The organism is Flagellimonas sp. L-11 (assembly GCF_056857735.1).
In genome coordinates this window covers 142,223-154,354 of sequence record NZ_JBSXNR010000080.1, presented here as the reverse complement: position 1 = coordinate 154,354, position 12,132 = coordinate 142,223, and the positions used below count along the sequence as shown (strand labels likewise).

Below are 12,132 nucleotides of genomic sequence, written 5' to 3'. Positions count from 1 at the left end.
ATTCCGTTTCAAAGCGGACAGCTGTTCCGGGGCAAAACGGACACTTTTCCCATCTTAGAGCCATTAACTTTTAAAGGAAGGGATAATGGCCAACAATCCGATAGGTATGAGAGAAGTACGCGAACTATTACGATTATATTTTAAACAAGGGCTCAGTGGCCGCAAAGCGGCCCAGGTGGATACGCTGGAGCATGCTGACCCCTCTACAGCCCGGCTTATAGGCGACTGCCGTTCTGGCGGATGCTGCCCCCCCTTACAAAAATAAGATATCTAAAGTTTTAGATTATTCTGGAGCATGTTGCCCCCCTGGCTGCACAATCCGGTGAAAATGGTTCTTCTTCATATTTGGGGAAATCTATGTATTAGGAATTTAGTTGTAAAATATTGAATATCAAATGTTTAAATACATCCCCAAAATTGCAATGGTCTTACCTCCTGAATCAATTGCTGTCTGGTGGGCTATTGTATCTATTCTTTTTGCCAATCCACTTACTACTATAATGTCGTGCTTGACCAAAGTTTTTGATATGATCTTTGTCCGTTGTAAACCTTCCTTTGAAGCGGCTCTTGAACCTACAACGGAAACTCTTCTTTTCTCATAGAGCAAGTCTTCTTCTCCACCAAAAACCAACTTTTCAGGGAAATGCTTCTTTTCGGCATCTGCCAATAGTTGAAAATAGGTTTCAATGCCTAGGTAGTTATAGTGGTAGATACGACTAGACACAAAATAAAAGAAAATATTATTGGCTTATTTCTAAGGGGTATTGGCTATGTGGATGTGCTGGATGGTTGAGACCACAAGAACGGAAAATTTTAGCCATTCAATATTTGACTAAATTGAGTTGAAAATCAGATTTTTGTAATATCTGGAACGGTACTCATTTTATCCGACAAAAAGGTATACTATGGTCATTTTTTGAAAGATTCGGACACAGATGACATTCTACGTAGGAGTTGAGGTTGAATTTCTTAAAATACGTTTCATTTTAAAAGTAAGTAAATTCCAATATAACTACTATTATAATAGTAATTATTTCATATATTTACACATAACTAATACTATAATGTCACTTATAACGCAAAATAAAGCCCAAAAAATAATCACTCGGAACATGAGGGATCTGCGTCTTGGAAGGGGGCTGACCCAAAAGGGGTTGTCAGAGCGCTCAGGGGTAAGCCTATCCTCCTTGCGCAAGTTCGAACAAAAGGGAAGCATTTCCCTGGAATCTTTTTTGAAGTTGGCCCTGACGCTTGGATGCATGGATAAGCTTATAAAGGCTACTGAACCCATGGAAAGCAATTTCTCATCCATCGATGATGTATTGGCCAAAGATGACAAAAAGCCTAAAAGGGGTAAACACGGATGAGCACTTATATTTCTGTAAATGAATTAAAGGTCGGGATAGATTTTGGAAAAAAGATTATCCCAGTGGGCCGTTTGGCCATTCGTGATTATAAAACATATTTTGAATACGACACGGATTTCATAAAAAAGGGCTTGGAGATATCCCCGATCAAACTTCCTCTTGGTCCGGGACTTCAGGTGTTCGATTATCAATCCTTCGAGGGGTTGCCCGGTGTCTTTAATGACAGCCTGCCGGATGGATGGGGGCGGCTGCTGTTTGATCGGTATATTAGAAGTCAAAATTTGTTGCCAGATGATTTTTCCTCTCTGGACCGGTTGGCCCATGTTGGTAAAACAGGACTCGGGGCTTTGGTGTATGAACCTGATTATAGTGAGATAGACGTTGAAAAGGATGAGATAAATCTGGATATACTTTCCCGGTACACACAGGAGATTTTGGATGGAACGGCCGATGAGGTGCTGAAGGAGCTGATCGATCTGAATGGTTCATCCGCGGGAGCACGTCCAAAAGCCCTTATTGGTTTGGATAGGACGAAAACCCATATTATCTCGGGAAAACATGACCTTGGTCCTAACCATGAGTATTGGCTGGTCAAATTTGCCAATGGTAGCGATGGTATCGATGCCGGTGCAATCGAGTATGTATATGCCCTTATGGCCAAGGATGCTGGTGTGGAGATGATGCCCGTACATCTATTTGAAGCGGCAAAGGGTTCCGGTTATTTTGCTACCCAACGCTTCGACAGGAAAGGAGACAAAAGACTTCATATGCATACTGCCAGTGGTCTACTGCATTCGAACTTTAGAATACCGTCCTTGGACTATGAGGATTTGATCGCCCTTACCGGGGTACTTACCAAGGATGTGCGAGAAGTAGAGAAAATGTTCCGTCTCGCAGTATTCAATGTGCTCTCCCATAACCGGGATGACCATGGTAAAAACTTTTCCTTTCTTATGGGAGAAAAAGGGGAGTGGAAATTATCCCCCGCCTATGATCTGACCTTTTCATCAGGTCCAAGGGGACAACAGAGTACCATGGTCATGGGAGAAGGACAATCGCCATCAATTGGACATTTATTGAAATTAGGGGAGGAAGCCAATCTAAAAGAATCCAAGGTCAATGAAATCATAGATCAAACCAAGTACGCCCTAAGTCATTGGGAGGTTTTGGCACAGGAATACGGTGTGACAAAAACGAATATCAAGTTTATTAGATCCAGAATTGTAACTGTTTAATAGAAACAAACGTGGCATTGTAATATACTGATAAGTAGGTGATGATTGATTCTTCCTTTATTTCAAAGCGGAGTTATGGTTGCATTCTTTGACTGTTTTTACTCAAATGTAGGCTAGTATACCGGGCATAGTTTCTTTTTGACATAAGGATTTAACATTAGAGCCCGGTACTGGCTTTTTAAAATGTAATTTTCAATCCATTTCATTCTTTTGTTTTAATTGCTTTCTTCAATGCGAACACCCTCATTCCTTTGTTGATTTGGAGGTGTTTTAATTAGTGTTCAATACCTTACTGCTCCAAAAGAAGCTAAGAATCCTTTATTTAGGAAAGAGGATGTTGAAGGGCTGTTTCAAGGTTGGGGGGTGGCTGTTTTTTAGATTTTAATGTAACATATGTGCAACATATCGAAAAATCAACTATTCAATGTAATATTTACTGGTTTTCAGCGTCCTATATATAGTTAAGCATTAAGTTGTTGATGTACCTAAAGGTAAGTGTTAAAAATGTTGGATTTTGACACGCTTTTCGTTATAATATGTTGTGAACGTGATACTTTGTGTTGTTAAATATGTTGTATATTATTATTATTGTAATACTTTTGTATCATAAAGCTTTATTTAAACTAAACATTTGACTGACATGAAAAAAGGTCTTAAACACAAAAAATCTGTTGCGTCTTCTTCTAACTCTAAAGGAGAGAGATTGGGTTGGTCTTTGGTTAGTGATGTAAAGAATAAGTCTCTCAAAAAAGTATTATCAAGAAGGAAGAATGTTACTTTAAATTCTGATTCAGAGCCACTTCTTGTGCCTTAATGAAAATCACTCATAAAGGTTATCCCTTAAAATTTATTCAAACTCATCCTGTTCCAAGTTATGACACAACGTGTCATATAAAAACCTATGTTTTTAAGTTTCGGTCTAAAAAAACAAAATTTCATTATATAGTAAGGGCTGAGCTACATGAACTTGATTTTTTTGCAATCAAGTTTTACGCAAAGCGACACCGGAAAAGTGACAGGAAATATCAAATAGTGGTGAATAAGGGAGATGTGGCCGGTGTAGTTGTAACTGCCGCTAAAGTTATTCCCTACCTTCTGAGATTGTTCCCGAAAGCATCTTTTGGTTTTTTTGGTTCAAGAACGTTCGACACCAGAAGCAATAGACTTGAGCCGTTACAAAATAACCAAAGGTTTAAGTTGTATAGTGAGCATATTCCACAACTTATAGGGGGTAAAACATTTGAACATTACAAATATGAATCGGGAAGCGCATACAGTTTAATAAACAAGTCATTTAAAAACGTTGATGCACACGAGAGGGAAATAAGAAAAAAGCTCACACATGACTACCCAGACCTTCATCAAATAAATGGATAGAAGTTATTTTATCAATCCACAGAGTGCCGATTGAAAAAATTACATTATGAATCATTGTTGTCCGGTAAAAATTTAAAAACAGGAAAAACTCTTTGTTGTTCCTCTTTTTCATTGAACTTGCCAAGGTATAAGGCAATACTGTTGGAGGAAACAGAAAGCCCTTTGAGAATCGATATTGAAATATTCTATATTGTATTGGATAAGGTATTGAACCCAAAAACCAAGTTTAACGACGAAGAGAGCAAACGGTACTTCTTGGAAACCAAAAAACTGGAAGAACTTAGAAGAGCCATCTCATCTTTATCACACTTTGATTTTTATTTCCCGGGAGAAGTTGAGTTTTTAGTATTGGGAACAAGCAAGGAGGAGGTAATTACATTTACCCATAACTTAGCATATGAGGATTTTAGGGATATTTTTGTCCATCATCAGGCGTATTTTAATATGGGCATTATGCCTTATGATAAGTTTATCGCATCTTTAAATGACTGGATTGAAATGATGAGAAAAGGTAGGGCGGCCTTAGAGGTGGCCTAATCTTAAAACTACAAACTAAATTGACAACCATAATAAAAAAACCCCCGTAAACATTAGCGTTTCGAGGGTATCTAGTGGAGCCGGAGGGATTCGAACCCTCGTCCAAACAAGCAATAACCATGCTTTCTACATGCTTAGTATCTGCTTAATTTTCGATGTATACCTGACCAGATACGGCCTAACATACACTTAGCTTCTTTAGGTTTTAGAGGTGTCGCCAAAGCGAGCGGACACCCTTGTGTTGACTTTTTTGGTGCTCCTAAACGAATCGCCGTCAACAAGGGCTATTCAGGAACATCTCGCTTCCCTACCTTGTAGGGACGAGGCACATCCTACTATAATTCAGATTATGCGGCAAGAGCGTAATTATTTTCGCCAATTAAAAGTGTGAAACATGAGATTTACGAGCTATATCCCAGCGCTCGACATGCTTACATCGCCATTGGTCTTGCTGTCAAAACCGGTCGGCCCCGTAATGTCATTCCCGCAAAGGCAGGAATCTCCCACTTTTTTATCAAAGAACGCTTTTCGCAATACGGGCGTTACCAAAGCTTGGCTTCGCAACATTTCGGTCGGGCTATCGCCTCTATCCCTAAAGCGGTCGGCAAAGGTAACTTATATCCATCAAACAATAAAAAGTTTGCTTACCCTGCCTATTACTCTTATTTTGGTCAACAATTATACCAAAATACTATATGAAGTTCGGAATCATTAGGGAACGAAAAAATCCGCCCGATCGCAGGGTGGTGCTATCCCCAGAAGCATGCCAAAATGTCCTTTCCACATATCCAAAAGCCCAAATTTTGGTCGAATCGTCCCCAATTCGGGTGTTTTCGGACCAAGAATATACCGATAAAGGTCTAAACGTTGTCAAGGATATGGGCACATGTGAAGTACTCTTCGGTGTCAAGGAAGTACCTGTAGAGGCATTGATTCCCAACAAAAAGTATTTCTTCTTTTCCCATACCATTAAAAAACAACCCTATAACCGCGAACTCCTTCAAGCTATTTTGGAGAAGAACATCGAATTGTACGATCACGAAGTGATAACGAACCAAAAAGGGAGTAGACTTGTGGCCTTTGGCAGATATGCTGGCATCGTAGGTGCCTACAATGGATTCAGGGCCCACGGACTCAAATATGATCTGTTCCAATTACCCAAGGCGGAAAGTCTACTGGATCAACAGGCACTTATCGTCGAATTGAAAAAGATAGAACTTCCCAGCATCAAAATATTGCTGACAGGTAAAGGGAGAGTGGGCAATGGCGCGAAGGAAATGCTCGATGCCATGGGGGTAAAGCAAGTGTCTCCTGGCGAATACTTATCCGACACATTCAACGAACCTGTCTATTGCCAAATAGATGTGTCCCATTACACCAAACGTAAAGATGGAACCAAAGGCAGTAAAGCCGATTTTTTCCAAAACCCAAAATTGTATGAATCCGACTTTTTCCGCTTTGCCAAGGTAACCGATTTATATATAGCAGGTCATTTTTATGGGGATGGAGCCCCGTATCTGTATACCCGAGAAGATGCCAAACAGCCCGATTTCAACATAAAAGTAGTTGCTGATATCAGTTGCGATATCGATGGTCCAGTGGCTTCAACCATTCGCCCGTCTACCATAGCAGAACCCATTTATGGGTACGACCCCGTATCCGAAACGGAAACCGACTTTAAGAATGAAAGTGCCATTGCCGTAATGGCCGTGGACAACTTGCCTTGTGAATTGCCCCGAGATGCAAGCGTAGGTTTTGGAGAAGCATTTTCCAAGCATGTAATTCCGTCCTTCTTTAACAACGATAAGGATGGGATTCTCGATCGGGCCCGCATGACCCAAAATGGAAAGCTCACCCCTCGGTATGCCTATCTTCAAGATTATGTTGACGGAAAAGAATAGCTTTTTAGCCAAAAATGCCTTCCAGAGGTTGGTAATGCATTGCTTTTTAGTATATTGTATGTCCTAATCCTTAAAAGCCTGTGACATTTAATTGGGTGTTTTCTGGAGATGACAATCCAGCAATGCAAAGAACCTGTATCGATTTGGAATACAGCCTCAGACCTAGAATCATGCGATTCCTGTTGTCCCGATTGGATGTTGATACAGACTTTTCCTGTTTTCACTTTAATGTTGATGTGGACAAAAAATGGGTGTCTATCTCAGATAAAACCCCAAAAGAGTACGTCAGCAAAATATTGACAGGCTTTGACCAGGTAATCAACGGGTCCTCTTTTTCCTCTGTAGCTTAAACTATTCCTCCAATCTAATATCCCAAGTAACGATCGGATGCTCTTTGGGAGCAGTATAAGCCCCTAATGCTTTGAGCTTTATTTTTAGGTCGGCCTTTTTTTCCAGCGTTTTGATCTGTAGGGTTTTGGTGCCTCCGGCCGGTACTGTAAAAACCGGCGAACTGGAATAGAAGGTGTAAGGCATTTGGTTTTCGAATATCAAATCGCTGCTGGTCACATTTTTTAAGGTAATCCCTAAAATGGAAGTGTTGTTAATGTATTTGGCTTCCTCAAATTGTAATGAAGCATTGAGTAAAGGAACCAGATTTTCTTCTTTTCCAACCAAAAGCGAATTAAAAACAGCGACCGTTCTTCCTGCAAATAAGGCTTCTTTTAAGGATTCAATAGACCTTTCTTTGGCAAAAACCAAGGTTATGGGGCGGTCGTGCCCCTTTTCCACATAATCCCAATCAATAAGGCCATGTATATCGCTGGTGCCCATAATGGTCAAATTATTTTCAAGGGCTAGGGCCAATGACTCTTCAGAATAATCAACCGTATTTATGACCTCTATTCCGTGCAACTCTCCCTTTTTGATCCGCTCTTTTTGAAAATCGTCCAAAACAGGGTTTCCGCTTGGCGATTGGGCATACCATGCGGGATGGTTCCAAAATACAAAGGCATCTTGCTTTTTGGCCTCTGCAAACGATTCTTCGGCCTCGTCTTTCAAAAGTTTGTTGGCATCTGCTATAAAAATGGCATTGCTATGCCCCATGGGTGCCTGGCGGGTAATTTCGGACCCATGAACAATTAGCAGATCATGGTCTTTGGCCTCATTAAGTGCAATTTCGTACGATCTGTTCCTATTGGGGTGGGGAATATCTGCTGCGTGGGGCTGGTATTCAAGGTGTTCGGTAAGCGAAATCACATCCAAATTATCCCGAAGGGCTTCCATGACCCTAATATTGGGCCAAACATTGCCATCTGAAAAAACAGTGTGCTGGTGCAAGTCTGTTTTCAAGGTTTTGTATCCAGGTACATCAGGAAAAACAAGGGTTCTGGAACTTTGGTGCGAATGCTCTTGTGCAAATAGAGCGGAGGTTGCGAGAAATAAGGTTAGAAAAGGTTGGAGTTTCATGTTGATGGTTTTGTCAAATCTATAAAACTATATGATATGCTTCAATCGCAAGAAGTATATTTTACATACTGTTAACCTGAGGGTAAAGTAGTTACATTTTTTTTGGTATTGGTGGTATTGTTCGGAAATCACAATTAATAAATATTTAAGGTTTCCAAAAGTGGAAATAAGCAAAATCCTCACTAGGTTTGTCGGTTGTAAAAAATGGTATTCCTTGCATAAAGATTTGATCATAGCAATACTGTGGAGCCTATCTCCTTTTGGGGAGGCCAAAGTTGGCATACCCTATGGCATGTACCAAGGGGTGAACGAGTATATGGTTTTTATAGCCTGTTTTTTGGCCAATGTATTGGTGTTCCCCATTATGATGTTTTTTTTGGAGCACATCAATCGGTATTTGATCAGATGGCGATTCTATAAAAAGTCTGCTGTTTATGTGGGCCAAAGGGCCAAGAAAGGGTCTGGGAAAAAGGTACAGCGGTTTGGTTTTTTGGGCATTGTCCTGTTCGTAATGATTCCTTTGCCAGGTACAGGTGTATATGCGGGCAGTATAGCGGCGTACCTTTTCAAAATGAAAAAACGGGAGGCCTTTGCAGCCAATACCATCGGAATCTTCTTTTCCTCTGTAATTGTTTGGGTTACCACTTTATTGTCCTTGGAAGGCGTTAAATAACATTGCAAACGAGGCATTTTTGGATTTTTTAATACTCCATTATGCTTGGATTTGTTTATTTTGCTTGTGATCAATGACGTTTCTTTAACCATAAAACACATATATGGCTTCAGGTTTTTTTGCTGTTTTGGATGATATTTCTGCACTTATGGACGATGTGGCTTCCATGAGCAAGATTGCGACCAAGAAAACAGCAGGCATTTTGGGTGATGATTTGGCGGTAAACGCCGAAAAAGCGACCGGTTTTTTGTCCAACAGGGAAATTCCTGTGCTTTGGGCCATAACCAAAGGTTCCTTTTTAAATAAACTGATCATTCTCCCCATCGCATTTTTATTGAGTGCCTATCTTCCGACCGCAATTACAATCATACTTATTTTAGGAGGGGTGTACCTTGCGTATGAAGGAGCGGAGAAAGTATATGAGTACCTTTTTCATCGTAAGGAGGAAGGACATGCGGAAGACCCCATTGATATTCCCGAAGAAGAACTGCCCGAACTGGAGCAAAAAAAAATAAAGCAGGCCATTGTTACCGATTTTATACTTTCCATTGAAATTGTCATCATTGCATTGAGCACCGTGGTCAACGAAACGCTGACCATTCGAATTGCAACCGTTTCCGTGGTGGCACTGCTGGCCACCGTTGGTGTGTATGGCGTGGTGGCATTGATCGTTCGGATGGACGATTATGGGTACAGACTTATTCGTCTCAACGATCGTGACGATAGTTTTTCTGACAAAGTGGGCGGGGTGTTGGTGAATGCACTGCCCCATATCATAAAGGGCCTTTCAATTGTAGGTACCCTGGCATTGCTATTGGTGTCCGGGGGGATATTCAATCACAACATAGATTATCTTCATCATCTGTTACCTGGTCTTCCAAGCTTATTGAAAGATTTTCTGGTCGGGCTGGTCATAGGTTTTGTAGCTGTTTTTTTAATGAAATTGTTAAAAAAACTATTCAAAAGCAAATAGGATACCGCTACGGAAATTGTATATGAACCCAGCAGAAGATTACATTCTTAATCAACCCGAACCGTTCAAAAGCATTTTGATCCAATTACAAGTGTTGGTGGAAACCACAGTGCCCGAGCTAAGGCTGGACTTCAAATATAGGTTGCCATTCTATTACTTGAACGATAGACCCTTCTGTTACTTCAATGCCTCCCGCAAAAAAGGCCATGTGGATATGTGCCTTTGGAATTCGGCACACCTTACCGTCCATTTGGATAAATTGGTGACCGATGGCAGAAAAGTAATGAAGTCCCTACGGTATTTTAATATGGACGAAATTGACGGCAAGATTGTTGTTGAACTATTACGGGAAGCCAAATCCGTTAACCACAAAGGATTTTACAAGAGCTAGCTTTTGCTCGGAACCAGTCCGGACCTTTTGGTTGTCAGTTTAAAGAAGGCAATCCAAAGGGAAACAATAGCTAAAAGCAACCATAGCAGATCCACCAAAAGAATTTGCTGATGTCCATTTTGATAGGCTGTCCATAACCAATTTCCCGTGGCAATTCCGTTAGCGATCGGAACCAATAAACCCAAAATTCCTCCTGAAATCAATGTCCATTTGTTGGTGAAGGCGATATCCTTTTTAAGGATAAAGAACACCGTGGCCACCAACCAGATGGGGAAATACGTTTGGTAGAGGAAGCCCATGTTCACTTCTGGGGCAAACTTTACAATAATGAATTCCAAAGCGGTAACGGGAAGCAAGCTAAGGCATATCGCCATATACCAATTGGCAACTTGCCTATTGAACTTACGACGCTTTTCCGGGATGTTCTTTTTGTCCCGTGCCACTAACCATATCATAATTCCTGAGAGTATAACAAAGCACGAGACCAACCCAAGGATAAAAGAAATTACACGTAACCCATAACCGGCGTAATCGCCAAAATGTAGGCGGAACATCATGTTTTTTACCCCATCCAAGTACGAATTGTTGGTGGTGGGTACCTTTTCTTGGGCAATAGAGCCATCTGCTACTTTATAAATACGATATCCCAAACCATTCAGTTTGGTTTTGTAACCAAGATATCCGCTGATGGCGGCATGCATATTTTTGTCTCCGTAGTTAAAAATGTGGGTTTCCGTCACTCTAAAATCGCCCCAATCTGCCTTCATTTCATCCACATATTGGTCTAAATTGATGGTGTTGGCCAATTTTTCGTTCTGAAATTCGTAAACTGGATGGTTGTATTCCAGGTCTTCGTACAATTTGTTCTGGTCTCCATCATATAGTCCCATCACAACCGGAAGAATCAAAATACCTTTGAGCAAAAAGAAAGCTCCGGTAACCGCATATACGAACTGGAACGGGAACCCTATCACTCCCAAGGCCGTATGGGCATCGGTCCACATGGTTTTGAGCTTGGCCCAAGGCCGGAAGGTGTAAAAGTTGGAAACGATCTTGTTCCAATGCACCAAGATTCCTGTTATAATGGCAAATAGAAAGAAGAATGCCACCAATCCCGCCAAATATCTCCCGTAGGGGTAGGGAATTTGGTCTAAAAAGTGCAGTCGGTAAAGGAACTCCCCCAAATGATAGTTGTCTGCATAGGTTTCCGTTTTGGTTTTGGCAACGGGATCCAAATAAAAGAATACAGGAGCCCGATCATCTTCCGAAGCCAGCGAATCTTTGGATGCACCTAGATTAACTGAAATACTTCTATCGTTGTAATAATGCCGCAGTTCCACATCACGACCATACAGGTTATATGCTTCGGAAAGATCGTTAAGGTGACCGTCGATGTCACTGGGCAGGGCATCTTCTTGGCTAACGGTGTGCCCACGTTGCCAATTGGCGATCTCGTCCCTAAAAAAGGAAAAAGAACCTGTAAAGAAAATTACATAAAGAGCAACGCTGATTACAATACCGCTTACAGTATGGGTATGGAACAGAATGTTGTAGATACGGTTTCCCATAGTTTTATATGATCGGGTTGGTTTGGTTTCCGAAATAGCATGCGACGCCGAGCACTATACTGGCCAAAAGATAAATGCCCCAAACTTTCCAGCCATTTTTGCCCATAAAGGCAACTACCATTAAAACCGCCCATAAAACAAAGGCCGAAAATGTACTGGTAATGATCACGGCTACATGGTCGAACCAACTGGCCAAGGCCATGTGAAACATAATCGCAACAATAAATCCACCGAATATGGCGGCGGATATTTTGGCAAATCGTTGCCATGGTGATGGGGTCAGGTATTTTTTATTGGCGGGCATAGTTTAAAACAATAGCGTTTCGAAAATAAGGGAGCAAGCAAATATCAAGGTTAAAAAGGTGTAGTTCAACAATCGCAATGGCGCTAGCAGTATCACCAAACTGGCAACCGTCATCAAAACAATAAAAAAGGTAAATGTTCCAGAGCCAAAGCCCCAATAAAAACAGCTAAGCCCCAATGATAAGATCATTAGGGCCAAACTGGCATATTGAGATGCTCTTTTATGCGTACCAGTCCATTTCTCCAAGCCTAGTGTATCTACGGCAGCCATTTTTTGGGATGTACGGTACAGCAGATAAAAAGCTAGAAAAGTGAGAAAGGTAATCCCGGTGGCCATAGG

15 protein-coding genes and 1 other RNA gene are annotated in these 12,132 nt (G+C 41.1%); 10 read left to right on the top strand and 6 right to left on the bottom strand.

Annotation, left to right across the window (positions count from 1 at the left end; genetic code table 11):
- Positions 1–391 precede the first annotated feature (391 nt).
- Entirely contained in the window at positions 392–724 is a 333-nt protein-coding gene (locus tag AC13CC_RS16920) for a DNA-processing protein DprA (RefSeq protein WP_482877132.1), read from the bottom strand.
- Between the two features lie 388 nt (positions 725–1,112).
- On the opposite strand from AC13CC_RS16920, the gene AC13CC_RS16915 reads away from it, so the two are divergent.
- The 5 genes from AC13CC_RS16915 (at position 1,113) to AC13CC_RS16895 (ending at position 4,516) form a co-directional block, all read left to right on the top strand.
- The gene (locus AC13CC_RS16915) at positions 1,113–1,367 is read left to right on the top strand and encodes a helix-turn-helix domain-containing protein (RefSeq protein WP_326278095.1); all 255 of its coding nucleotides are present in this window, start codon (positions 1,113–1,115) and stop codon (positions 1,365–1,367) included.
- On the top strand, positions 1,364–2,602 hold the full coding sequence (locus tag AC13CC_RS16910) for a type II toxin-antitoxin system HipA family toxin (protein WP_482877130.1): 1,239 nt from the start codon (positions 1,364–1,366) through the stop codon (positions 2,600–2,602). Before AC13CC_RS16915 ends, AC13CC_RS16910 begins: the two co-directional genes overlap by 4 nt.
- Positions 2,603–3,242: 640 nt before the next feature.
- Complete coding sequence (locus AC13CC_RS16905; protein WP_482877128.1) at positions 3,243–3,416, top strand: hypothetical protein; 174 nt, start codon at positions 3,243–3,245, stop codon at positions 3,414–3,416.
- Positions 3,416–3,979: a hypothetical protein gene (locus AC13CC_RS16900; RefSeq protein WP_482877126.1), complete on the top strand. Its 564-nt coding sequence runs from the start codon at positions 3,416–3,418 to the stop codon at positions 3,977–3,979. Before AC13CC_RS16905 ends, AC13CC_RS16900 begins: the two co-directional genes overlap by 1 nt.
- Positions 3,980–4,009: 30 nt before the next feature.
- Positions 4,010–4,516, top strand: a complete 507-nt coding sequence (locus AC13CC_RS16895) for a hypothetical protein (RefSeq protein ID WP_482877124.1) — start codon at positions 4,010–4,012, stop codon at positions 4,514–4,516.
- A gap of 72 nt (positions 4,517–4,588) precedes the next feature.
- Here AC13CC_RS16895 and ssrA read toward each other — a convergent pair.
- Positions 4,589–4,988: a transfer-messenger RNA gene (ssrA, locus tag AC13CC_RS16890) on the bottom strand.
- 223 nt (positions 4,989–5,211) lie between these two features.
- Between ssrA and AC13CC_RS16885 the strand changes: the two genes are divergently transcribed.
- Complete coding sequence (locus tag AC13CC_RS16885; RefSeq protein WP_482877122.1) at positions 5,212–6,417, top strand: NAD(P)-dependent oxidoreductase; 1,206 nt, start codon at positions 5,212–5,214, stop codon at positions 6,415–6,417.
- 80 nt (positions 6,418–6,497) lie between these two features.
- Entirely contained in the window at positions 6,498–6,767 is a 270-nt protein-coding gene (locus tag AC13CC_RS16880) for a hypothetical protein (RefSeq protein WP_482877120.1), read from the top strand.
- A 1-nt stretch (position 6,768) separates the two neighbouring features.
- Here the strand turns inward: AC13CC_RS16880 and AC13CC_RS16875 are convergent, their stop codons facing one another.
- Entirely contained in the window at positions 6,769–7,884 is a 1,116-nt protein-coding gene (locus AC13CC_RS16875; protein ID WP_326278089.1) for an Sb-PDE family phosphodiesterase, read from the bottom strand.
- A 214-nt stretch (positions 7,885–8,098) separates the two neighbouring features.
- On the opposite strand from AC13CC_RS16875, the gene AC13CC_RS16870 reads away from it, so the two are divergent.
- From AC13CC_RS16870 to AC13CC_RS16860, 3 genes are all read left to right on the top strand, one after another.
- Entirely contained in the window at positions 8,099–8,557 is a 459-nt protein-coding gene (locus AC13CC_RS16870) for a COG2426 family protein (protein WP_163626030.1), read from the top strand.
- A gap of 103 nt (positions 8,558–8,660) precedes the next feature.
- Entirely contained in the window at positions 8,661–9,530 is an 870-nt protein-coding gene (locus AC13CC_RS16865) for a DUF808 domain-containing protein (RefSeq protein ID WP_326278088.1), read from the top strand.
- A 22-nt stretch (positions 9,531–9,552) separates the two neighbouring features.
- Positions 9,553–9,921 (top strand): DUF1801 domain-containing protein, encoded by a 369-nt coding sequence (locus tag AC13CC_RS16860; RefSeq protein ID WP_326278087.1) that lies wholly within the window; start codon positions 9,553–9,555, stop codon positions 9,919–9,921.
- Here AC13CC_RS16860 and AC13CC_RS16855 read toward each other — a convergent pair.
- From AC13CC_RS16855 to AC13CC_RS16845, 3 genes are read right to left on the bottom strand one after another with little or no spacing between them, the layout of a single operon-like run.
- On the bottom strand, positions 9,918–11,489 hold the full coding sequence (locus AC13CC_RS16855) for a PepSY-associated TM helix domain-containing protein (protein ID WP_482877118.1): 1,572 nt from the start codon (positions 11,487–11,489) through the stop codon (positions 9,918–9,920). The genes AC13CC_RS16860 and AC13CC_RS16855 overlap by 4 nt on opposite strands.
- 4 nt (positions 11,490–11,493) lie before the next feature.
- Positions 11,494–11,793 (bottom strand): hypothetical protein, encoded by a 300-nt coding sequence (locus tag AC13CC_RS16850; RefSeq protein WP_326278085.1) that lies wholly within the window; start codon positions 11,791–11,793, stop codon positions 11,494–11,496.
- 3 nt (positions 11,794–11,796) lie between these two features.
- On the bottom strand, positions 11,797–12,129 hold the full coding sequence (locus AC13CC_RS16845) for a hypothetical protein (RefSeq protein WP_482877117.1): 333 nt from the start codon (positions 12,127–12,129) through the stop codon (positions 11,797–11,799).
- Between the last annotated feature and the right edge of the window lie 3 nt (positions 12,130–12,132).